The organism is Verruconatronum alginivorum (genome assembly GCF_056590205.1).
Window position 1 is genome coordinate 4,056,848 of sequence record NZ_JBWPVQ010000001.1, and the last position, 23,771, is coordinate 4,080,618.

The window sequence follows — 23,771 nt, forward strand, 5'->3', positions numbered from 1 at the left end:
TCCAGTTTTTTTCGGGGGACCAGAACGCTTCTCCGAGGGGAGAGGGTCAAACCGCCGTGGCGGCGCCGGTGGCCGGAGGGGAGGGTAGAGCATCCTTCATGCAATCGCGGATGGCGGCGGTAAGAAGTTCGGAGGGGGCTCCTTTGGTTATGTAACTGACGGCCCCGGCTTCCCGCATGGCGTTGGCCATGTCCTCTTTCTCGTGCATCGAGAGGCCGATCACTTTGATGTGAGGGAGCTCGGAGGTGAGGCGACGGGTGGCTTCGACTCCGTTCATGCGAGGCATGGTGACGTCCATGATGACGACGTGCGGGTCGGTCTCATGGGCGAGTTTGATCGCCATCTGGCCGTCGGAGGCTTCGCTGACCACGTCGATGTCGGGCTGGTCGCGAAGCAGTCCGGCGAGGCCGTCGCGGAGCATTTTGTGGTCGTCGGCCAGGAGAACCCGGATCGCGTTGGCGCTTTTTTTCCGGACCGGGGGCGTTTGTCCTTTTGAGGAATCGAATTCGGCCGTGGTTTGGGAGACGTCGGCCGGGTTCGCCTGGGAAGGTTCCCGCAAGGGAACGTAGAGGGAGACGCAGGTTCCGCGGTTGCGGGCGCTGGTGATCACCATCCGGCCACCGAGGTATTCAAGTCGTTCCCGGATGCTGAAGAGGCCGAAGCCGCCGTCGCTAAAGTTTTTGTCGTCGGAGGGTTTGGGGTCAAACCCGAGCCCTTCGTCTTTGACTTGGACGACGACGGAATCTTTTTCGCCGCGCCCGATGGAGACGGTGGCTTCTTCGACGCCGGCGTGTTTGACGATGTTGAACAAGGCTTCCCGGACCGCTTGGAAGAGGAAGGCGCGGATATCGTCCCCGTCCGGTTCGGCGTCCGGGTCGGCATTCAGGAGGACCCGGAGGCCGTGTTCGTCCTGCATCCGGCGGGCGAGCCATTCGAGCGCGCGGCCAAGGCCGGCGTCGTAGAGGATCGGCGGGCTGAGTTCGACGGTGAGGGTGCGCGACTCTTCGACGGACCGGTTGAGGAGTTCCTCGACGTGGATCATGTCCTTGCAAAGTCCGTCGTCGGCGACTCGGTTGCGCATCATGCTGACCTGAAGTTTGGCGGCGACGAGGATTTGTTGGAGGTTGTCGTGAAGACTGTGGGCGAGGCGGCGGCGTTCGCGTTGTTCGGTCTGAGTGAGTTCGGAGGCGAGGGCGCTGAGTTGGGCGGCGCGTTGCTCGGCGATAGCGGCGCGTTCGGCGACGCGCAACTCGAGGTTTTCATTGAGGGCCTTGAGTTGTTGTTCGGCCAGTTTGTGGTAGGTGATGTCGTGGACGACGAGGACGGATCCGGTCGGTTGGCCGTCGATGATGATGGCGGCGTTGGAGCAGGATACATTAAGCCGGGAGCCGTCTTTGCAGTGGAACTGGTCCTCCAGGTCGCGGAGGGTGAGGCCGGAGGTGAAGACGGAGTGGAGGGGGCAATCAATCTTGGCCACCCGGCTTTTGTGGTAATGGACGTGGTCGTGCAGGACCTTGCCGATCAGCTCCTCCTTTTTCCAGCCGAAGGTTTTTTCGGCGGCCGGATTCATGAAGGTGACCCGGCCGTCGGGATCGAGCAGGAAGAGGGAATCGGCGGCGTTGTCGGTGATCGCCTGGGTGATACCGAGTTGGTATCGCAGGTTTTCCTCGGCCTGTTTGCGCTCGGTGATGTCGGAGGCGAAGATGGAGATGCCGGATCGGGAGGGATAGATCCGGTTTTCAAACCAGCGTTGGGAAGGAACGTGGTAGAATTCAGTCAACGTTTCCTGTTGCTTCTCGAACGCCCCTTCGATCTGGCCGCGGTAGGGGGCGCGGTCGAGTTCGGGAATCGCGTCCCAGATGGTTTGGCCGATCAGCGATTCCCGGGACCGGCCGTACATGTCGGCGGCCTTTTGGTTTAAATAGACGAATTTCCAAGTCCGGTCGACCATCACGAAGGAATCATTGATGCTGGCCAGGACGCTGTGGCGTTGGGCGAGGAGTTCGCGGACCTGGTATTGCCGTTGGCGGGCGCGGAGGGCGACTTGCAAGGAACTGGTCAGAGTGGCAGCCTGGACCGGCCGCCGGATGGTGACCATGTTGCTGTTCTTGCGCAGCCCTTCCAGGGCGGGGATCTTTTTCTGCTTCGTGTCGGGACCGGCGATCAGGAGAAGCGGGAGATCGGACCAGGTCTCCTGGGATTGGAGGAGATCGCGCAGCAAGTTGGCGGCTTCGGTATTGACGGCTTCTTCGGAAAGCAAAATGGCTCCGAAGGAATGGTGGGTGGCGAGCTCAGCCAATTCGTTGATTCGGAGGCAGGTGTGAAACGGAATCGATTCGGCGGCGAGTGTTTCGGAAACAAAAAGCGACTCGTCCCCGTCGGGTAGGAGGAGAATGACGTGGTTATGGAAACTCGGTTGACTGGCTGGGGCTAACGATTTGGTCACTTAATAGGAGGGTGTGTTTGATTGCCTCGAATGGTCTGTCGGGTTTTACCAGTACGCCCCTGATTTGTAAAGGAAATGTGAGGGGATAGCGGGATGATTTTTGTTTTATGCGTATTCGTGGAGTGGCCGGGGAGGTGTGCTAATAATCAGGCAACTCCCGGAGCGCTTGTCGCTAAAGGACGTAGCTCTGATCTTGCGTGAAAAAATCGGTCTGTTAGATTGGACTGAGGTATTCATTTTAATCCGGCTATTTTGACTAACTACATCCAGGCAAACACGGACGGGCGATTGCACGACGCCGCGGAACCGTCGATCAGTCCTCTGAACCGGGGCTTTCTTTACGGAGACGCCATTTACGAAGTATGGCGCACCTACAACGGGGTCCTGTTCGCCTTCGAGGAGCATTGGGAACGCTTGAACCGGTCGGCCACGGCATTGCAAATGGACCTGCCGTTCGACGACGGGGTGTTGTTGACTGAAATTCGACGGACGGTCTCGGCTTTTTTCGAAAAGACTCAAAAGAAGAAGGATGTTTATATCCGCTTCCAGCTCAGTCGTGGCGCGGGTCCGATCGGGATCGACACGACCCTGGCGGATAAGCCTTCGTTCGTGATTTTGGTCCAGTATTTGGTGGAAAAGCCGGAAGGGAAGGGACTCCAACTCTCGCTGGCGAAGAGTCTCTACCGGAATCACCCGAAGACGTTGAATCCGGCCTGGAAGAGCGGGAATTATCTTAATAACATCCTTTGTCTGCGGGAGGCCAAAGCCCGGGGGGCCGACGATGTGGTGATGTTGAACCTCGACGGAGCGGTGACGGAAGCGTCCCTTTCGAACATCTATTTTGTCAGCGGGAAGGAGATCCTCACTCCTCCGGTGAGCGCGGGGCTGCTTGAAGGGGTGACCCGTCGGATTTTGATTTCAGAGGCGGCCCGCAACTGGGACTTCGATCTGCGGGAAGAGAATGTGTTTTCCCCCCAGTTGGGAGACTTCACCGAATGCTTCCTTTCTTCCACTACCCGGGGAATTGTTCCGGTGGGGAAAATCGACAAAATCGATTACAAGGTCGGTCAGAAAACCGTGACCCAAAAGCTGAGAAAAATCTTCGACACTTATGTGAAGGAGAGGTGCGAACGGCGTCCGGATCTGGCGGTCTTTTAGGGAAATAAAGCAATTGGCGGAAGTGCCCAGTCACTCTTCCTTTTGCCGGAGGTCGCGATCTCGTTTCCCTGCCGGTCGAGGCGTGGGTTTCGTTTTCAGGAAGGTGTAGTTCGCCAGGAACGGAAGACCGACCAGAGCGCCGATCTGACGCATCGACCGCATGGCGCCGATGACCTGGCGGACTTTGGCCGATTCCGGTTCGTGGATCTTGAGGAGGATCAGGCAGCCGGCGAGGCAGAGCGTCGGTTGGATCAGGAACGAGACGTGGTAGGTCCGCAACGGATCGAAGCCGGCGGCCGCGGTCCAGGTGAAAAAGAGTCCTCCCAGGATCGGGGCCACCGCGCCGAGGAATGACGTGAAGGCCAGGTAGAGGCTGATTCCGGTGGTTTTTGCCCGCGGCGGCATCAGTTTCAAGAGCAGGTTAAACGAGCCGAGCACGTAGCCGGCCGACACGATGCCGCCGAAGGCCCACATCGGATAAAGGAGCCAGGCGTTTTCGGGGGTGAGAATGCACCACAGGTAGTTTTGGGTCTGCCAGGTCGCGAGACAGAGGATCATCACCGGCTTGTTGCCGTATTTGTCGAGAAGCCGTCCCCAGCCGGGAAACGACAACGCTCCCCCGGCACTCGCGATGATGATCAGCCAACTGACCTCGGTGGCCGACATCTCGAGGATTTCGTAGATGAAAATCATGTAGAACGGCCCGATCAGGTTGGTCGCGAACCCGAACAAGCCGCCGAAAATGATGAATACTAGCAGGGAGCGAGATTGACCGAGGATGCTCGGGTAGTCCCGCCAGTGGAAACGTTCGACGGTGCGGACGGTTTTGCCGGAGGCGAGGATCCGGTGCTGGCCGATGATCGAGATTCCCCGCAGGCCGACCGCCCCGAGGAGAATGAGTTGGTAACCGAGGACCGAGTCGTCGAACCAACCGAGCGATTTCCCGACGGCCAGCAGGAACGCAATGGTTCCGAGGGTGATCAGACGGTTGCGGTTGCCGAAGTATTTTCCGCGGAGTTTTCCCGGAATCCATTCCTGGATCCATGAGGTCCAACTGACTCCGACAATCGCGGCCAGCACACTGGAAAACGCGAAGAAAATCAGGAAAACCAGACCGGCCAGGGTCGGGTTTTCGAAATGGAGAAACGGCAGCGCCAGGGCGAACACCAGCCAGCAGCCGAGGTGAGCCCAGGCGGCGGTCAGGGTCAGGCGTTTGGCGTCCATCCACCTGGAGAGCAGTGGGATCAAGGAGAGTTGGAGCACGTTGCTCCAGGCCGGCAGCGAGACGATCAGTCCGAACCACCCAGCCCCCAACGCGAAGTGTTTGGTCAGAAGGGCGGCGATAATGAAGTTCGCGGGAAGGGAAAGGAAGACCAGGGGCAGGGCGGCGATCCCTTCCCAAGTACAAATATTCAGGTTCCTCCGGAGCAAGTCGGGAGGATCGTTCGCAGGTGCGGCGGGAGGTGGCGTGGAACCGGTGATCACGGGAAATGAGCCAGCGTTTGGATCAGGTGCAGCACCCTCGCGTCGCCGGCGGAATCGCCTTGCCAGATCGGTTGGCCGAGGGCGTTGCAGACTCGGTTCACGGGCACGAGGCCGCGAACGGAGTTGGTGATGAAAACCGCTTCAGTTCGGTCGGAGGTGAGATCGGCGGGAACCAATTCTTCCTCCGCCACCTCGAATCCGAGGCCCGGGGCGAGGGCGAGGAGATGGTTTCGGGTGATGCCGGGGAGAATGCCGGTCTCCGGCGGGGGAGTTCGCAGACGTCGTTCCGAGAGCAGAAAGAGGTTGCTCGTCACCCCCTCGGCGAACCGTCCGTCCCGGGTGAGAAAGAGTCCTTCGTCGCCTGGAGCGGCGTTTCGGTGACGTAATTCCCGCAGGCCGACGATCGAGTTCATGTAATGGCCCGATTTCGGGCGGGGGAAGACTTCCGGCTCGGTGCGGTGTGTATTCAGAATATGGAGCGAAATTGACCCGGCGGGTTTCGTTGGCGGAGGGATCGGGCGGACGAAAACGATTTCGCCGGGGCGGTCGAATTCGGTCCCGGGAAGGCCGGCCGGTGATTCCCCCGCCGAGAGGGTCAGGCGGAAAATGGCGTCGGTGAAGCCGTTGGCCCGAAGCAGATCGCGAAGAACCGCACGTAACCTTTCGAACGGGGGACCGCCGGACACCAGGAGTTCGGGGCCGGGGCGGATGCCATAGCAGCCGCAACCGGCGAGAAGACGGGTGACATGGGCTTCCAGCAGAAACGGTTCGCCCCCGAAGGTCCGGAAGGTTTCGAACAAGGTCGCTCCATAAAGGAAACCATGGTCGAACGGTGAAATCCGGGCCTCCTCTGGGGAGACGATGCGTCCGTGGCAATAGATCCGTGCCATGTTGAGTTAACCCTTGGCGGCGCCGACCAGCGCGGCCCCTTCAGCGGCTTCGACAGCGGCCCAGAGGGCACGGGCCTTCTGGATCGATTCCTGGTATTCGCGGGCTGGGACGGAGTCGATCACGATCCCGGCTCCGGCCTGGACGTGGGCTTCTCCGTTCATCGCGAGGAGGGTGCGGATGGTGATGTTGAGTTCCATCTCCCCATTGAAACCGATCCATCCGATCGATCCGGTATAGGGGCCCCGGCGGACCGGTTCCAATTCCTCGATGATTTCCATGGTGCGCACTTTCGGGGCGCCGGTGATGGTCCCACCGGGAAAGGCGGCGGCGATCACGTCGAATAGGTCGAGCCCCGGAGCGAGTCGTCCCTCTATGTGGGAAACGATGTGCATGACGTGCGAGTAGGTCTCGACGGTCATGAATTCGCTGACCCGGACGCTGCCGAAAATGGAGACGCGGCCGATGTCGTTGCGGATCAGGTCGACCAGCATCAGGTGTTCGGCCCGTTCCTTGGCGTTGGCGACCAAATCACGGTTGAGGTCCTCGTCTTCCAAAAGGGTGCTGCCCCGCGGTCGCGTGCCGGCAATCGGGCGGGCCTCGATGGTTCCGCCGCGGAGTTTGACCAGGAGTTCCGGAGATCCGGACACCAGGGAGAAACCGGGCAGACGGAGGAGGCCCATGTAAGGGGAAGGATTGATGCGGCGGAGTTGTTCGTAAACTTCTTCCGGCGAGACGTGGAGCGGGCGCGATTCCCGGACGGAGAGATTGGTTTGATAGGTGTCGCCCGAGCGGATGTAGTTCTGCACCTTTTCCACCGCTTGGATGAATTCCGGTTCGGAAAAGGAAAAGCGGGCCGGGCTGGGAGGAGCCGGTTCCGAGGCGGGATCGTGGTCGTCAAGAAGCGACGCGCGGGATCGTTGGTCCCAAAGTTCCACCATCGCCCTGGCTTCCTCTGTGGCGCGGGCATGGGCGGCGGTCAGGCCGGCGTCATCGAGTCCCGCGGCCGACCGGGCGACGATGGTGTAGAGGGTTTGATCGAAATGGTCGTAAACGTAGACCTGTTCGACCACGGCGAACGCGGCGACCGGCAGGGCGAGATCGCGGGCGGCCCGGGCGGGAAGCTTTTCCAGGAGCCTAACCAGGTCGTAAGAAAAAAAGCCGATCAGGCCGCCGGCGAACGGAGGAATTCCGTCGATGCAGGGCATCCGGTTTTCCGCGGTCCAGGCGCGGAGGGTCTGCAGCGGGCGGCCGGGGAGAATCGAGGTCGGGGAGAAACCGTCGGGGCCATGGCGGAGGAAGGAAGTTTCGGATTCGCCGCAGAGCAGAAGCTGGTCGATCGCCGGGGCGAGGAGAGTGTAGCGGCCGGCCTTGCCGGTTTCGAGCAGCGCGGAGACGGAGGCATCGTTCCACCAGGGGAGCCAGGATTGCGGGAACCGGGCATTGGGAGTCGCGAAAATGGCGGGAAGCCGCGGGAAACTTCCTTGCCATTTTCTCCAATCGTCGATGGATGGCATTCGCATCGTGAATCGAGGGTTCGGCCGCGGGGTTAGTCCCGTCCGGCGATATGCCAGAAATTCTCTTCCGGAGGGAACGGTTGGTAAGTGTCCAGATACGTGAAAGCCTCGTCGATCGAGGGCGCGACTTTATAAAACTCGCGGTAAAAGGGACGGGCGAAATTGGCTTCGAAAATCCGGTCGAAAAACTGGAGGAGCGGATCGAAAAAACCGTCGGGATCGAGGAAGACGATCGGTTTGTGGTGCTGGGCCAACTGCTTGAGGGTGATGATTTCCACCACTTCTTCCAAGGTGCCGAAACCGCCGGGGAGGACGATGAAGGCGTCGGACCGTGCTTCCATTTCCGCTTTGCGTTCCCGCATGGTTTCCGTGATCACCATCTCGTCGACTTCGTCGAAAGCGAGTTCTTTGGCGCGCATGAATTCCGGAATGACCCCGACGATGGAACCTCGCTCCCGGGCGACGGCGCGGGCCAGGGCCCCCATCAAACCGATGCTTCCCCCGCCGTAGACGAGAGTCAGGTCCCGTGCGGCAAGGGAGCGGCCCAGGGATTCGGCCAGGTCGAAATACGGCCGGGCGATCCGGTCGCTGGAGGAACAGAAGACACAAACCGAGGAAATGACGGGCGCGCTCATGGCAAGGAACCTCCGGGAATCAACGACGAGCCGCCGTGTCGCGGGCCAGACCGAACACGGATTCGCCGAGGGCGAAGAAATCGGAAAACACGGCGTCGGCCCCGTCCGCCTCAAGTTCCTCGGCGGAATGGGTGCCGGTGGTCACGCAATAAACCGGCATTCCGACCGCGCGCGCGGTTTGGATGTCCCAGGGGGAATCGCCGACCATGCAGGTGGAGTCGGGAGTTGCTCCCATCTCGGCCAGGACGTGGCGGGTGAACTCCGGGTCGGGTTTTCGGTAGGGGGTGTCGAGCGATCCGAACACCCGGTCGAGGTGACGATCGAGGCCGGTGTGGGCGCAGATGGCGCGCGAGCCGGGGCCTTGTTTGTTGGTGAAGACGGCGGTCCGTTTGCCTTGGCCCTTGAGTTCGGCCAGGAGCCATTCGACGCCCGGAAGGACGGTGATATCCTCCAGGAAGATCTCCTTGAAATGGTCGCGGTAGATCCGGACCGCCTCGGCGTGCGATTCGTCGTCGACGAATTGGCGGATGGTGTTTTCCATCGCTCCGCCGACGGCTCGCCGCACCGCCTCGTAAGTGGGGGCCGGACGGCCGAGCGCGTTCATCGTATGGACGAAGCAACGATGGATGACGTTGAAATGGTCGATCAACGTGCCGTCGAGGTCGAAGAGAATGGTGGTGTGCTTGCTCACGAAAGGAGGAGACTATAGACGGAGGCGAAAGAACATCAAAAAAGAAAGGAAGATTTTGCCTGCCGCTCGACTTTTCGGTCGAAACGTTTAAAGACGGCCTGACGAGAAAAATGAAAGCGGGCGAAGAAACGATACGGATGATTCCGTCGTCCCGGTTTTACGACCGGCCGACGCTGGAGGTGACGCGGGATTTGTTGGGGAAATTCCTGGTGCGGCGTTGGTCGGACGGCCGGGAGGTGGCGGTGCCGATTTGGGAGGTCGAGGCATATGACGGCTTCGAAGACCTCGCTTCCCATGCCCGGCGGGGAGTGACTCCACGGACGGAGGTGATGTATGGACCTCCCGGGGTCTTCTATGTCTATTTTTGTTACGGGATCCATTGGTTGTTGAATGTCGTGACCGGACCGGCGGAATATCCGGCGGCGGTTTTGATCCGGGGAGCCGGACAGTGGGCGGGACCGGCCCGTTTGACCAAGGCCTTGGAAATCGGCAAGAACCACAATCGAAGCAGTGCGACCGACCGGGGAGAGTTATGGATCGAAGACCGGGGAGTGGTGGCACCGGCGGCGGAAGTGACTCGCAGTCCGCGGATCGGAGTCGACTACGCCGGACCGATTTGGGCCGCCAAGCCGTATCGGTTCGTCTGGGCGGCTGGGAAGACGGTCTGACGGCAGGGCTATTTCATCTGGCCCCCTTCTCGTGAAACAGGCATTCCTGCCTGTTTTTTCACAGACAGGAATGTCCGTGCCACGGTGGTTGTGGGCCCGCGTTCCTGCGGTCCCCATCTCGATCTAAAAACCGGCTAACCCACTCTTGACGCGTTGATTCTCCTTTGTCCGATCACTGCCGCCGCTGCTGTCGGGCGGCGGAACCAACCCGAACGACAGGCGGGCTCCGGGCTTGATCGCGAGATTGCCGATCCCGGGATTTGCGTTGCGGGATGAAAATGCTACAATGGCGTTTTCTCATGGACGATAATTATCGGAAAATACTCCCCTTCCTGGTCGCGCCGTTCGCGGCCGTTTCTTTGCTCACCGCCGAAACACCGGCATTGGATCCGATCGCCGAGGAGCCATGGCCGTTTGAGGTCAGCGATATCGTGGCCGATCCTGCAGTGCAGTGGGGGCAACTCGAAAATGGGGTTCGTTTCGCGATCCTGCCGAACAACGAACCGCGGGAACGGATCAGTCTTCGGCTCTACGTGCGGGCGGGATCGTTGCAGGAGAAGGAAGAACAGCGGGGGTTGGCCCATTATTTGGAACACATGGCGTTCAACGGCACCGAGAACTTCGGTCCCGGGACGTTGGTCGAGTATTTTCAACGCCTCGGCATGGCGTTCGGCGCGGACACCAACGCCTACACCGGTTTCGATCGGACCGTCTACATGATCGAACTCCCGAACACCGAGGCGGCCTCCATCGACGAAGGGTTGCTCGTTCTGCGCGATTATGCCGGACGGATGTTGCTCAAAGAGCGGGAAATCGAGTCGGAGCGCGGTGTGATTCTGAGCGAGATGCGGTCACGCGATTCGGTCGGGTTTCGCACGGCCCTCGCGGAGTATCGTTTTCTCCTGCCGGAGGCTCTCTTGCCGGACCGTTTTCCGATCGGGACCGAGGAGGTCTTGCGGGCGTTGCAACGGGAGGATTTCGTCGATTTTTACGACACCTGGTATCGTCCGGAAAGAACGGTGATCGTGATCGTTGGGGAGGTGGAACCGGATACCGCGGCGGAATTGATCGAAAAGAATTTCGGCGACTTCGAACCGCGGGCGCCGGCCCGGGAGGAGCCCGATATGGGCGAGGTCGTTTCGGAGGGAATCCATGCGCATTTGCATACGGAGATGGAAGCGTCGTCGACGCGGGTCTCGATCCAGACGGTTCAGCCGTATTCATTCGAGCCCGACACATTAGAAAAGCGTATTCGCGATCTGCATCGGGCGGCGGCGATGCAAATGTTGTCACGAAGATTGGATACGTTATCCCGGGCGGAAGACGCTCCGTTTTCGCGGGGGTCGGCTTCGGCGGGAGAGGTTTTCGATTTTGCTACCAGCGCCGGGATCAGTCTGCATGGGGAACCGGAGGAGTGGGAAGCGTCGTTGAAGATTGCAGAACAGGAGTTGCGCCGGGCCTTGATCCACGGCTTTCAGGAAGCGGAAGTGCGGGAGATCCGGGCGGAGTTGTTGAACGCCTACGAAGAGGCCGCGCGCCAAGCGGTGACCCGGCGTTCCCCCAGTCTGGCGGAGTCGATTATTCGATCGCTCTCCGACCGTCGGGTGTTCACCAATCCGGAAATGGAACTGGAAATGATGCGGTCGGCGTTGGAAGCGATCTCGGCGGAAGAGGCTCATCAGGCGTTGCGGGAAGCGTGGGCCGGGGAAGGGCGATTTGTTTTTGTGACCGGAAACCTGCAACTCCCGGACGCCCGGGAGCGGATTCTCGAAGTCTTCGAAGCGAGTCGTGCGATCGAAGTCGAGCCGCCGGAAGAAGTGGCGGAGCTCGAATTCGCCTACACCGATTTCGGACCGGCGGGGGAGATCGAAGAAAACGAATACGTTGAAGATCTTGATTTGCACCAGATCCGTTTCGCGAACGGGGTGAGGTTGAACGTCAAACGAACCGATTTCCAAGCCAACCGTATTCAAATGTTGGTACGCTTTGGCGGCGGAAGTCTGACGGAGCCGGAGGAGAAGGAAGGCGTCGCCTTGCTCGCCTCCAGTGCGTTCATCTTGGGCGGACTCGGAGAGCACAGCGCTGACGAATTGCGCCGGATATTGGCCGGACGCAATGTCGGGGTCGACTTCCGGGCCGGGCAGGATGCGTTCGTCCTTTCCGGAGGAACGACCCCGGCCGACCTGTTGTTGCAGCTTCAGTTGTCGGCCGCTTATTTGACCGAACCCGGTTTCCGTCCGGAATCGTTGCGGCAAGCCCGTAATCGGCTGCGGGAGGACTACCGGCGGAGCCGTCACACTCCCGAAGGAGTGATTCAATCCGAGGTGGCCCGATTCCTCGCGGGCGGGGATCATCGTTTCGGTTTGCCGCCGGAAGAGCGGGTGATGGCGCTGGACCTGGATGACGTGCGAACCTGGCTTGAGGAACCGTTGGCTACCGGGTATCTGGAGGTATCCCTTGTCGGCGACCTCGCGGTGGAAGACGCGATCGAGGCGGTGGCCGCGACCTTTGGTGCTTTGCCGGAACGGGAGCAGGTGAAACCGGGACGGGAAGATCTGCGCCAGGTCGGCTTCCCGAAGGACGTCGAAAGCCGGGAATTTCGTTTCACGTCGGAAATCCCGAATGGATTCGTCGCGATTTATTGGCCGACCAGTGATATTTGGGATATTCAGCGCACCCGCCGTCTTCAAGTGTTGGCCCGGGTCTTCTCGGACCGGATGCGTTTGCGGATCCGGGAGGAGATGGGCGAAGCCTACAGTCCCTATGCGGTGAGTCAGGCGAGCGATACGTATTTGGATTATGGATTGTTTTTCGGATTGGTCGGAGTTGCTCCGGACCGGGCGACGGATGTCGCGGATGTGGTGGCGGAGATTGCCGCCGACCTTCAGGAAAACGGAGTCACGGAAGACGAAACCGAACGGGCGTTGCGACCGTTGGTGACTTCGCTTCGGACGACGGTGCGGGACAACGGGTATTGGCTGCAATCGGTGATGGCGAGTTCGCAGGAGTATCCGCAACGCTTGGATTGGGCGCGCCAGATGGTTCCCGATTTCGAGGCGGTCGAAGCGGAGGAACTGACGGAGTTGGCGAAGCGTTATCTCCAGGCCGAACCATCGGTCCGGATTTTCGTGATGCCGGAGTGATTCTCGTGATGACGCCGCCGGCGATTATCTGCGAAAATCCGTCGGGCCATCCAGGTCCTCCGGTGGAGCGAAGCCGTGGCGCAGGCGGTTCTCGCTGATGGTTCGGGGAAACATAAACTGTTTGAGATAGTCCCGTCCGCCGGCTTTTGTTCCGCTCCCTGACATCTGAAAACCGCCGAAAGGTTGACGTTCGACGATCGCTCCGGTGATTGTCCGGTTGATATAGAAGTTGCCGACATTGATTTGCCGTTTGGCTCGTTCGATATTCGCCGGACTCCGGGAGAAAATACCTCCGGTAAGAGCAAACTCGGTGTCGTTGGCGAAAGCGATCGCCTCGTCCAGATCGGAGGCACGGATCACCGACAAAACCGGTCCGAAGATCTCCTCCCGGGCCAGCCTGGCCGTCGGGGGCACATCACCGAAAATGACGGGCGCCGCATAAAACCCGTTCGATTGCCGAGTCTCTCCTTGGAAAACAAGGGTGGCTTCGCCCTGGCCGATCTCGACGTAGCGGGCGATTTTGTCACGCGCCCTTTCGTCGATCATCGGTCCGAGGAAAGTCGACGGTTTCGCCGGGTCGCCGATTTTCAAGTCGGCGGTCGCCTCGACTAATCGGGCCATGAACGGTTCGTAAATTCCGTCCAACAGGATCAGCCGGGACAATGCCGAGCATTTTTGGCCTTGGTATCCAAAAGCCGAATATACGACGGCCGGCACCGCCTCGACGAGATCCGCGTCCGCGTCGATGATGATCGCGTTTTTGCCTCCCATTTCGCAAATTACTTTTTTCAAGTTGATCTGTCCGGCCCGGGTTTCTCCCGCATTTTTCCAGATTTCCAGTCCGACTTCTTTGGAACCGGTGAAGGCAACGAGATCGATCTCGGGATGATTGGCCAGGGAGGCGCCGACGTCGCCGAAACCGGTCAGAAAATTTAAAACACCGGGGGGAACTCCGGCCTCCGTGAAGACCTCCATGAGCCAAGCGCCCAGGATCGGAGTCTGCTCCGCTGGTTTCATGATCGCTGTATTGCCGGTGACCAGCATGGCGGCGGTCATCCCGCAAGGAATAGCGAGGGGGAAGTTCCACGGCGCGATGATCACCCCCGTCCCGCGCGGCAGCCAATGCTCGGTGTTTTCTTCGCCGGGAATCTCCTGGGTGAGACGCGGTTTGCCGAGCCGACGCATTTCATGGGCGTAAAACCGGCAAAAGTCGATCGCCTCCGCCACGTCCGCGTCCGCTTCGATCCAGTTTTTGCCGGCTTCGTAAACTTCCAGCGCTGCGAATTCAAAGCGGAGCTTTTCCATCAATGCTGCCGCTTTCTCCAGGATGTCGGCCCGTTCGACGACGGGAACCCGAGCCCAGGCGGGGGCCGCGCGGCGGGCGGCCAACACCGCCCGTTCGGCATCTTCGACCCCCGCGCGAGCGGCGTGGCCGACGACGACCGACGGATCCGCCGGACTGAGCGACGGAAAGGTCTCGCGAGTTTTTATCCGTTTGCCATCGATCACTAATGACCAGGTTTCGCCGAGTTGTGCCCGGACGCTGGCCAGGCCCTTCCGGAAGCCGGTCCGCGCCTCCTCTCGGGTGAAGTCGAGGTGAGGGAGGTTTTGAAACCGCGCCGGCCGATCTACGGACGGTCCGGGCGGGTTCTCCTGTTCCGATTCGGCTAGTTCCGCCGGATTCCTCAAAAGCTCCCCGGCGTTTTGCCCGAGGGCGAATCTTGCGGCGAGGAATCCTTCGTTGGAACTGTTCTCCAGCAAGCGCCGGACCAGATAGGCCATCCCGGGAACGAGGTCGCCGACCGGACAATACTCCCGCACCCGGTATCCGAGTCGAAGCAAGGCCTGGGCCAACGGATCGGCCATGCCGTGGAGAATCTGGATTTCGAATGCCTCTTTGTCGACGCCGAGGGCCGTCGCCTGGGTGATGGCGTGGGACAAACTCCGGACGTTGTGCGAGCCGAAGGCTGGGGTGATCAAATCAGCATTTTCCAACAGGAGAACCGAGAGTCGTTCGAAGGAGGCATCGGTTTCATGTTTGTGCAGAAACACCGGGATCGGCCAATTCCGTTGCCGTGCGACCACGGTTTCGTAATCCCAATAGGCTCCTTTGACGAGGCGGACGGTGAACGGTTGTCCGTGTTCGCGGCCCCAATGAATCAATTTCCGGAGATCCTTTTCCGTGTCGCGCAGGTAAGCCTGCAGGGCGATACCGATATCGCGAAAGCCCCGGAACTCCTCTTCGGCGAGTAAGGAGCGGAAGAGGGCGAGCGTGAGCTCCTTCAGGCCGTAGTGCTCCATGTCGAAGTTGATGAACGCCCCGAGTTCGCGCGACCGGCGCAGCAGCGGACGGAGACGCTTTTTCAGATGGAAGATCGCATCCTCCGGGTCCGCCGGATGGATCTGGGAATAAAGGGCCGAAATCTTGATCGAAAGGTTCACGCAAGGGGTATTGAAGGGTTGGATTATTTCCCGCAACCTGACGGTTTCGTGGGAAAGTAACTCCAGGAGATCGGCGCAGTTTTGGGCATAGGCGTCTGCCTCTGTTTCGCTGATGACGGTTTCGCCGAGCAAATCGACGGTGAAGGCCAATCCTCGCCGCATCAATTGTCTGAGCGTTTGGACGAGCGCATCTTTCTCATTGTCGATCATGAAAAAGCGGGCCATTCCATGGATATTGGCGCTCACCCCCGCCTCCAAAAGCCTAGTGGAAGCGGTTGAAGCCTTTAACCCGAAACGAAGAAGAGGCGGGGCGCGATCGAGGTAAGGTTCGATGTATTCCTTAAAATGCCGTTCCACCTCATCCCGCGACTGCAAAGCGGGGAATACATCGACGAATCGAAATAGCTGCGTCTTGAAAGCTGGGTCGTACATGCTCCATTCCATCAATCTGCCGTATAAGCCCCGGCTGCTGAAAAATGCCGGACGCCCCGTCTTTTCCGAATATTTGAGAATCAATTCGCCCAGTTTTCGGGTCGAATCCTCAATTGCCCGGGAGACCCGGGCATCCATTTGGAGTGCCGCACGTTTCATATTTCCTGCCGTTTCCCTACCATAACCCCCGAACGACCAAGGAGCAAGACGACCAACCGGAGCCGGTGCGTTGCAGGACGGCGGCCCCTCCGACGCTCGGCAGTCACCGGCGAAAGCCGGGCTACGCTTCAATGGAGCCGCGCTCGGCTGAGCGCGGAAGGCACCATTGGGTCGACTGCCTTTGTCGCGGAAAATCTGCTTCAATGGAGCCGCGCTCGGCTGAGCGCGGAAGGCTCCGGATTCCTCCAGAAGATTGTCGGAAGCAGTCCAGCTTCAATGGAGCCGCGCTCGGCTGAGCGCGGAAGGGGCTCGCGCTTTGTTGATACTCCCATCGGGGTTCCTGGCTTCAATGGAGCCGCGCTCGGCTGAGCGCGGAAGGACCAAGGCGCTGGGCCTGCTGCACAAGCAGCTCAAAGCTTCAATGGAGCCGCGCTCGGCTGAGCGCGGAAGGTGCCGCAACTGACCGACGAGCAGATCGACGCCTACGGGGCTTCAATGGAGCCGCGCTCGGCTGAGCGCGGAAGGGTTGCCCAACGCGGCCTCATGCGGTCCCGAGCCTGGCTTCAATGGAGCCGCGCTCGGCTGAGCGCGGAAGGGGAACAAGCCGAACGCGATGCCGAAGCGCGTAGGCAAGCTTCAATGGAGCCGCGCTCGGCTGAGCGCGGAAGGGGCCGGGCAGGAACTCCCCCCGATCGACCTCTTCGAGCTTCAATGGAGCCGCGCTCGGCTGAGCGCGGAAGGATTGGGGTAGTCTCAGCGGCGTTGTATGCCGCACTCTGGCTTCAATGGAGCCGCGCTCGGCTGAGCGCGGAAGGGGTCGAGCGCCTTCCGGGGGATCACCGTGCTGACTCGGCTTCAATGGAGCCGCGCTCGGCTGAGCGCGGAAGGGCCCGCTCATCGGAGGAACAAGGCCCTGGTTCTGCCGCTTCAATGGAGCCGCGCTCGGCTGAGCGCGGAAGGTCCCCTCGGGATCACCGACGGCGGCGCGGATGTTTGGCTTCAATGGAGCCGCGCTCGGCTGAGCGCGGAAGGACCCCAATCGGCTTTACAATGAGAAGCCCTACCTTCGCTTCAATGGAGCCGCGCTCGGCTGAGCGCGGAAGGCTCGATGACGGCCCGCATCACATGCACATCCGGCGCCCGGCTTCAATGGAGCCGCGCTCGGCTGAGCGCGGAAGGGGGCAGAAGGCGCGGCTTCCTGAGATGGTGATTCCTGCTTCAATGGAGCCGCGCTCGGCTGAGCGCGGAAGGCCCGGCCACCGCCACCGAAGGCCTGCGCGGCGTATCGCTTCAATGGAGCCGCGCTCGGCTGAGCGCGGAAGGACGGAGGAAAACCGATGCAGGGAGAAATAAACGGAAGGCTTCAATGGAGCCGCGCTCGGCTGAGCGCGGAAGGACGTGCAAACAACCCCGGCCCTTCCAAAAGACGGGAGTGCTTCAATGGAGCCGCGCTCGGCTGAGCGCGGAAGGCGCCGAGTTGATGGTCTTGCGCCAAAGCTTCGCCGAGCTTCAATGGAGCCGCGCTCGGCTGAGCGCGGAAGGGAGGACCGGGAAGCCTGGGCGACCTGGTTGGAGCCGGCTTCAATGGAGCCGCGCTCGGCTGAGCGCGGAAGGATAAATCCTGCCATTGTGGTAACCATAGTTCATCATTGCTTCAATGGAGCCGCGCTCGGCTGAGCGCGGAAGGCGGAGAAAAACAACCAAATCGGAAATTACGAAAATGCTTCAATGGAGCCGCGCTCGGCTGAGCGCGGAAGGTCCTACTAAAGTTACTTTTAGTAATTCTTGCATACCGCTTCAATGGAGCCGCGCTCGGCTGAGCGCGGAAGGGCGGAAAGCTATACCAAACATCCCCATGTGGGGAGGAAGCTTCAATGGAGCCGCGCTCGGCTGAGCGCGGAAGGAGAGGGAAAAAAGTCCAACGCTCAACGTTTTAGGCTAGCTTCAATGGAGCCGCGCTCGGCTGAGCGCGGAAGGGCCAGCCAGGCCGAACGCGCCGCCAAACTTGCCGAAGCTTCAATGGAGCCGCGCTCGGCTGAGCGCGGAAGGATCGGGCCGTCCGGATTATCTCCCTCGCAAATTTCCTGGCTTCAATGGAGCCGCGCTCGGCTGAGCGCGGAAGGGGTTGATCAGTTCGATCAGGGTGAGGCTGCCGACGGAGCTTCAATGGAGCCGCGCTCGGCTGAGCGCGGAAGGTCCGAATCCGCCACCGAACCCGCCACCGAACCCGCAGCTTCAATGGAGCCGCGCTCGGCTGAGCGCGGAAGGAGTGCGTCGATGTCGACCATTCCAGCGGGGTGGGTGCTTCAATGGAGCCGCGCTCGGCTGAGCGCGGAAGGCCACCGACCTGGACACTGTATTAGGGATGTGGACCGGCTTCAATGGAGCCGCGCTCGGCTGAGCGCGGAAGGACATTCCGCATGTAAAAAACATTGCCGGTCCCGTCGCTTCAATGGAGCCGCGCTCGGCTGAGCGCGGAAGCACCACCCCGCCTGAATTGAGTCGTCGGCATTCCCGCTTCAATGGAGCCGCGCTCGGCTGAGCGCGGAAGGAAAATCCGCTCCCGCATGGCCGATTCCCCTTGTGTCGCTTCAATGGAGCCGCGCTCGGCTGAGCGCGGAAGGCGGTCCGATCTACGAAGATCGCGACGAATGGGGTCGCTTCAATGGAGCCGCGCTCGGCTGAGCGCGGAAGGGATGCCAACGACAGCTTTACGGATGGCGGGGAAGGTCCGCTTCAATGGAGCCGCGCTCGGCTGAGCGCGGAAGGGTGTTCATAGTTTCAGTATAGATCCTTAACATTCCTGCTTCAATGGAGCCGCGCTCGGCTGAGCGCGGAAGGATCCCGTCAGTGGGAAATGGATACCTACACCTGCATCGCTTCAATGGAGCCGCGCTCGGCTGAGCGCGGAAGGGAATAACTATGGATGACGAAAACACGAAAGACAATGGCTTCAATGGAGCCGCGCTCGGCTGAGCGCGGAAGGCTGCTCGCCACCAGATCGGTGACGAGGCCTTCCTGGCTTCAATGGAGCCGCGCTCGGCTGAGCGCGGAAGGATGGCGGAATTCGCAGGTATCCGGCGCCTGGTTGTCGCTTCAATGGAGCCGCGCTCGGCTGAGCGCGGAAGGGTGATGGCGGCGTGTTTGATCGGGGTTAAGCTGGCAGGCTTCAATGGAGCCGCGCTCGGCTGAGCGCGGAAGGTTGCGAGCGGGCCGGGCGCTACTCCGACATGGGGACTTGCTTCAATGGAGCCGCGCTCGGCTGAGCGCGGAAGGAGCAGATCGAGGCGATCGAAACCGCGATCGCGGACCGCTTCAATGGAGCCGCGCTCGGCTGAGCGCGGAAGGGTCCTCCTTCCGATTCACACCCACATGGCATCCTCGCTTCAATGGAGCCGCGCTCGGCTGAGCGCGGAAGGAACCTCCATCTACCAAGCCATCGGCTTGGAATACATCGCTTCAATGGAGCCGCGCTCGGCTGAGCGCGGAAGGACTCCAGGGGGTCATTGTTGTCGGCGTGGTACCATCGCTTCAATGGAGCCGCGCTCGGCTGAGCGCGGAAGGATCGGAGAAACGCTGGGAGTCTTCGGCACGACACAGGCTTCAATGGAGCCGCGCTCGGCTGAGCGCGGAAGGGCCGCTCGCGGAAGTGGTTGAAGGCACAGGGGTTGACCTGATGGTTGCGAGCGGAGACGGCGTGGAGGCGGATTGCGACATTCTGCGAAACTGAATTCGGAAACGTTTTTCTTCTAAGTTATTGATTATCAGGTGGTGCGAGAGGGGGCGGAGTTCTTGGCACCACTTTGGCGCTCGCGGCCTCCCGCTGTCAAAGAACTATACTTCAGGTGCGGGTTCAAGGGAATCATCGAATCGGGGAAAGTGGAATTTTTTTCTAGTCTTGAACCGAAATCAGGCGACGTAGCAGGATTGGTCGATTTTCGTGTAGGCTTTCCCGAGAGCGGAGATGTCGCGGCGACCGCGGCTTTCACTGGGGCCGAGAGCAATAAACAGGACTTGGTCTTCGCGGACGTTGATGATTTCAGAAAGTTCCCGTTCGAATTGCACCTTTTCCGAAGGATTCAGATCGCATTCAAATACCGAGTATTGAAGGTGGTCCCCATAATTGCGGCAGGTGCGGAACACCTTTCGCAGTCGTTTCGGATCGCAGATGTCGTAGGTCACGATGAAGCAGCTTCGGTTCATTGGAGGCGAAGAGTTATCGGGTCATGAACGGGATATAGGCTTCGATTTCGCCGGTGAGGGTTTTCGCCAGCAGGCGGAATTGCAACTCGATCGCCCGCCGGTAACTGACCTTGTAGTCGAAAACCGGATGCGTCACGACGGTGTTGAGACGTTTTTCGTAGTAATCGAAAAAGATCTTCCGCCCTCCGGCGGTCAGATTGACGGCATCTCCGGCTTGCACGAAATCCCGCGGTCCCAGAATCCGGTTGTTCAGGAGGGTCAAAACGACGGAGTCGGCGACGATGGGACGGAATTCCTCCATGAGGTCGAGGGCGAGGGCGGGGCGACCGAAACGGGGTTGGTGGTAGAAACCGATGTAAGGGTCAAAGCCCACGGCGTAGGCGGCGAGGGTGCAGTCGCGGGCGAGGAGGCTGTAGCCGAGCGAGAGGAGGGCGTTGACCGCGTCCTTCGGCGGTCGGCGGTTGCGTCGGGAGAAGTCGAAGGTGAAGGTGGTTTGATCTTCGTGGGTGGCGTCGGCGTCGCGGCCGTTCTTGATCATTCCGGCGAAGTTTTGGAAAAACGTCAGGGCGGCGGCGCCTTCGATTCCGAGCAGTTCTTCAAGGGATTCGGCTTCGAAGCAGTTTCGGGCGGCGTATCGCAGTTTTTGCAACGCTTCGCGCGGGGCTTCGATATGGTTCCGCATGAGAAAGGTCCGTTGGTTGCGGATTTTTCCGTGGACGAAACTTTTCGCGAGGTTCAGGCAAAGCGCGGGGTCGTCGGCCTGGCGGAATTGTTCGATGCGGGTGAATACGTTTTTGAGTCCGTGTCCGCGGGTCATTCCGTAAAACCAACCTCCCATGGAGAAGTAGGTGATCGGGACGTCCTTTTGGCAAAGCATTTGGATGACCGGGGTCGAAATGCCGATCGAGCCGAAAAGGGCGACATGGTGAAGGTCGTTGATGCGGACCTTCATGATCGTTTCCTTCTTGTCCTTCACGGTGAGGACTTCGGAACTGCGGCCGACGTAAAGGCCGGGGGTGTTGAGGTAGAGGGGGCGTTTTTCGTCGCTGGCCGCGATGAGGCGCCGGGCGGGGCGGACGACGGGAAGGCGGCCGTTTTTGAGGGCGTATTCCTGACTGAAACTGAGAATGGGGAGACGGGGGGCGGGAAAATCGCGGTCGAAGGGGAAAGAGGCCTGTTCGGCCGGAGTGATGTCCTCGTCTTCCGGATACGCCGGCGACTCCGTGAGCAGGCGGGTTTCGTCGGGGAGGCAGATGGTGGCGAGCGAGCAGCGGGGGCATTTGGGGGAGTCGTCGAGAGGAGGCGGAATCGGACCGGCGGTGGCGGCGCGGGCGGAAGCGATCCTTTGAAGAATCCATGACTCGAGTTCGGGCGTCATTTCGAGTCGGACCCGCTGGCGGGTGCCGCGGTAGTAAATGATGCCCTCGGAACATTGGTAACCGTTGTCGCGGAGCAGCAGGATCTGAAGACCGAGTTGGATCTTGTCGGTGTCCCAGAGTTCCTTGCCATCGTCGCCTTCGCGAGGGGAGCCGACCTTGTAGTCGACCGGGCAGACCCGGATGGCGGAGAACAAATCGCGGTCGCCGTTCCCGTCGGTTTGGATTTCCACGAGATCGAGTTTGGCGGTGACCCCGAGGCGATCCGAGGCCAGGGAAACCGAGCGGGAGTGGATCGTTTCCGGGGACGAAGGCTCTTGCCCGTGTGCCGTCGGATCATTACCGGAAGGGGCATTTTCCGAATCGGAGTTGGTCTTTGCGGGCGGCAGGTCGCCCTTGCCGGAGTCGACTCGTTTGTGGGCGGCGGCGCCGGCGAGGGTATCGGCGTTGTGGGCGAACAAACCCTCGACGAACTCGTAATAGAAGAGACGGGGGCAATAGACGAACTCGTTGAGCATCCGGGCCGGGATGGCGTCGGGCGGAGCCGGAGGGATGGCGTGTCGCGTGGACATGGCGGGATGTGAAAGCGGGAAACGTTGGGTGACGACGATGCGTAGTGTAACAGGTCCCGGTCGATTGGGGAAGGAAGAATTTCGGGCCGAGTCGGGCGGTCGGGGGGCGAGGCTGTTTCATCCTTAACCGGCAGTATTTAGCCGCGAGAAGACACAAAAGGCGCAAAGATAAAAGAACCAAGGCGGAAGGACCACACTTGTTGGAGTTCCGTGTTCACGCGGGCCCTGCCTCGACTCATATTTCGGTTTTTGTCGGGACTTGCCTCAAAACGGGATGTCGTCAGCGTCCGGGCGTGTCGATCGTTTTCGGTTGCCCTTCCCGGCATCGGACTCGGCGGAATGCTGATCCGAAGCGGACGACGATTCCATATGTTCCCACATTTCATTTTGGTGTAACCAGATTGGGTCGGCATTACGCCAGACGGAATCACCGTCCGTGGTGTCGGTCGAGGGCGAGCGACGGACACGCTTCTGTTTGCCGTTGAGAAACACGATCATGGTTTCTTTCCGGCGGAGCTTCTTCGCCCGGCGTCAGCTTCTTCTTTTGCTTGCCTGGTTTTTTCTTCTTTTTCTTGGGCATTCGGATTGTTTACCCGGACAGGAATGTCCGGGCTCCTTTGGGACCGGCATCCCGTTGTGATTGTCAGTGGCGTGGAAGATTTCGCGAAGCCGGTGTTGGCCGTTCTCGCCATCCGTCCATTCGCGGAGTTGTGTCGTGGCGGCCTCGGTCGCGGCGCGATGATCGGGGGCGTCGGCCGGCAAGCTCCGGTGGGCGGCCTTGTGCAGGAGGTTGAAGACGAGGCATACGCGGTTGCCGGATTCAACAGGTAATACCTCGTGCTCGCAGTCGGCGTAAAACGCGGCGAAGCGAATTTCGCCGGGATCGTCGGAGGAGAGATCGGCGCGAATCTCCTGGCCGGCATGGCGAATCAGCAGGTCGCCGCCGGTGTGGGCGGAGGGAAGGGTGACGACCAAGGTGCCGAACATGCCCTCCGTTTTCTCGGTGTCTCGGTGAGCCTTGAAGAACCCGCCCTTGTCGTAAACCAGAAGCTTGTAAAGCTCGGTCTCGATGCTGCCCGCGGGTGAGCCGAGACCCTGTTCGACGCGGGCGACGAGGACCTCCAGGGTGTCCGGCCAAGATTTGCCGTCGAGTTTGACTTTGTCGGCGGCGATCTGCCAAACCTTCCGGACGGACTCGTCGTGAAGCGTTTGATCGCCCCGACCGTATGGAGCTCGTTCGGCGGCGGTGGCGATGAGTTTTTGGCATTGGTCGGCAGGGACCGGAAAAGAGACGGCGCCCACGCCCTCGACCTGGAGAAGCGGCATTGGCGTCTGCATGGCGCCGACCGCGAAGAAATCGCCCGGGCGTTTAACCTCGCCGAGGATCTCGGCGAGGGGAGCCAGTTCTTCCGCGTAGGAAATTTCGAGTTAATCGTCGGACATGATGGCAAATAGCGTTCAGAGCGGAGCCTGTGTGTCGAGAAAACTTCAGACAATTGGAAAATCACTGTAGCAGCCAGCTTGGCCCCTGCACCTTTCGTTGGGGAGGAGGCAAACTTTCACGTAACTTCGTATTGCGGATTGCGGCGAAGGGTAATACCTTTGCTGGCATGAAAACATTGACGGTAAAACTTCCGGACGAATTGGCTGTGCGCCTGGAGAAGCGGGCGAAGCGTTTGGGGGTGTCTAAATCGGCTTTGTTGCGGGAATCGCTGGAGCGGGAGTTGGCCGGGCAAACCGGAGCTGTGGAGGAGGAGCCATCCGCGTATGATTTGATGAAGGACGGCTGCGGGTGTGTCGACAGCGGTGTGACCGACCTGGCGACGAATCCGAAATACATGGAGGGTTTCGGGCGGTGAGAGAGAGGCTTTTGCTCGATACCGGGCCTTTGGTCTCATTTCTTGATCGCCGGGAATCTTCTCACTCCTGGGTGCGGACAACTTTCACGACACTCAA

The 23,771-nt window shown here is 60.4% G+C and carries 15 protein-coding genes and 1 CRISPR repeat array; of the genes, 4 read left to right on the top strand and 11 right to left on the bottom strand.

What is annotated here, in order from left to right:
• Nucleotides 1-46: 46 nt before the first annotated feature.
• A complete protein-coding gene (locus ACWUI2_RS14620; protein ID WP_486983590.1) occupies nt 47-2,446 on the bottom strand; it encodes a PAS domain S-box protein in 2,400 nt (799 codons plus the stop codon).
• A 252-nt stretch (nt 2,447-2,698) separates the two neighbouring features.
• Here ACWUI2_RS14620 and ACWUI2_RS14625 point away from each other — a divergent pair, with 252 nt between their 5' ends.
• Entirely contained in the window at nt 2,699-3,604 is a 906-nt protein-coding gene (locus tag ACWUI2_RS14625; RefSeq protein ID WP_486983591.1) for an aminotransferase class IV, read from the top strand.
• Between the two features lie 30 nt (nt 3,605-3,634).
• Here ACWUI2_RS14625 and ACWUI2_RS14630 read toward each other — a convergent pair whose 3' ends face one another.
• The 5 genes from ACWUI2_RS14630 to ACWUI2_RS14650 are packed head-to-tail and all read right to left on the bottom strand — an operon-like array spanning nt 3,635 to nt 8,820.
• Nucleotides 3,635-5,089: an MFS transporter gene (locus ACWUI2_RS14630; RefSeq protein ID WP_486983592.1), complete on the bottom strand. Its 1,455-nt coding sequence runs from the start codon at nt 5,087-5,089 to the stop codon at nt 3,635-3,637.
• Nucleotides 5,086-5,979, bottom strand: a complete 894-nt coding sequence (locus ACWUI2_RS14635) for an aminotransferase class IV (protein ID WP_486983593.1) — start codon at nt 5,977-5,979, stop codon at nt 5,086-5,088. Before ACWUI2_RS14635 ends, ACWUI2_RS14630 begins: the two co-directional genes overlap by 4 nt.
• A gap of 6 nt (nt 5,980-5,985) precedes the next feature.
• The gene (locus ACWUI2_RS14640) at nt 5,986-7,500 is read right to left on the bottom strand and encodes an anthranilate synthase component I family protein (RefSeq protein ID WP_486983594.1); all 1,515 of its coding nucleotides are present in this window, start codon (nt 7,498-7,500) and stop codon (nt 5,986-5,988) included.
• Nucleotides 7,501-7,526: 26 nt separating this feature from the next.
• Nucleotides 7,527-8,129, bottom strand: coding sequence for an LOG family protein (locus ACWUI2_RS14645; protein ID WP_486983595.1), 603 nt, complete (start codon nt 8,127-8,129; stop codon nt 7,527-7,529).
• Between the two features lie 19 nt (nt 8,130-8,148).
• Entirely contained in the window at nt 8,149-8,820 is a 672-nt protein-coding gene (locus tag ACWUI2_RS14650; RefSeq protein WP_486983596.1) for an HAD family hydrolase, read from the bottom strand.
• A gap of 137 nt (nt 8,821-8,957) precedes the next feature.
• On the opposite strand from ACWUI2_RS14650, the gene ACWUI2_RS14655 reads away from it, so the two are divergent.
• Nucleotides 8,958-9,488 carry a DNA-3-methyladenine glycosylase gene (locus ACWUI2_RS14655; protein ID WP_486983597.1) on the top strand — a complete coding sequence of 177 codons (531 nt, stop codon included), beginning with the start codon at nt 8,958-8,960 and terminating at the stop codon, nt 9,486-9,488.
• A 299-nt stretch (nt 9,489-9,787) separates the two neighbouring features.
• Nucleotides 9,788-12,631, top strand: a complete 2,844-nt coding sequence (locus tag ACWUI2_RS14660; protein WP_486983598.1) for a M16 family metallopeptidase — start codon at nt 9,788-9,790, stop codon at nt 12,629-12,631.
• 24 nt (nt 12,632-12,655) lie between these two features.
• Here the strand turns inward: ACWUI2_RS14660 and ACWUI2_RS14665 are convergent, their stop codons facing one another.
• The 5 genes from ACWUI2_RS14665 to ACWUI2_RS14685 form a co-directional block, all read right to left on the bottom strand.
• Nucleotides 12,656-15,664: a proline dehydrogenase family protein gene (locus ACWUI2_RS14665; RefSeq protein WP_486983599.1), complete on the bottom strand. Its 3,009-nt coding sequence runs from the start codon at nt 15,662-15,664 to the stop codon at nt 12,656-12,658.
• A 125-nt stretch (nt 15,665-15,789) separates the two neighbouring features.
• Nucleotides 15,790-19,300: a CRISPR direct-repeat array (repeat unit 36 nt; unit sequence GCTTCAATGGAGCCGCGCTCGGCTGAGCGCGGAAGG).
• A 273-nt stretch (nt 19,301-19,573) separates the two neighbouring features.
• Nucleotides 19,574-19,867 carry a CRISPR-associated endonuclease Cas2 gene (cas2, locus tag ACWUI2_RS14670; RefSeq protein WP_486983600.1) on the bottom strand — a complete coding sequence of 98 codons (294 nt, stop codon included), beginning with the start codon at nt 19,865-19,867 and terminating at the stop codon, nt 19,574-19,576.
• Nucleotides 19,868-19,880: 13 nt separating this feature from the next.
• Nucleotides 19,881-21,815 carry a CRISPR-associated endonuclease Cas1 gene (gene cas1 / locus ACWUI2_RS14675; protein WP_486983601.1) on the bottom strand — a complete coding sequence of 645 codons (1,935 nt, stop codon included), beginning with the start codon at nt 21,813-21,815 and terminating at the stop codon, nt 19,881-19,883.
• Nucleotides 21,816-22,079: 264 nt separating this feature from the next.
• On the bottom strand, nt 22,080-22,313 hold the full coding sequence (locus ACWUI2_RS14680; protein ID WP_486983602.1) for a hypothetical protein: 234 nt from the start codon (nt 22,311-22,313) through the stop codon (nt 22,080-22,082).
• 33 nt (nt 22,314-22,346) lie between these two features.
• Nucleotides 22,347-23,153 (bottom strand): 2OG-Fe(II) oxygenase, encoded by an 807-nt coding sequence (locus tag ACWUI2_RS14685; protein ID WP_486983603.1) that lies wholly within the window; start codon nt 23,151-23,153, stop codon nt 22,347-22,349.
• 272 nt (nt 23,154-23,425) lie between these two features.
• Here ACWUI2_RS14685 and ACWUI2_RS14690 point away from each other — a divergent pair, with 272 nt between their 5' ends.
• On the top strand, nt 23,426-23,674 hold the full coding sequence (locus ACWUI2_RS14690) for a ribbon-helix-helix domain-containing protein (RefSeq protein ID WP_486983604.1): 249 nt from the start codon (nt 23,426-23,428) through the stop codon (nt 23,672-23,674).
• Nucleotides 23,675-23,771 lie beyond the last annotated feature (97 nt).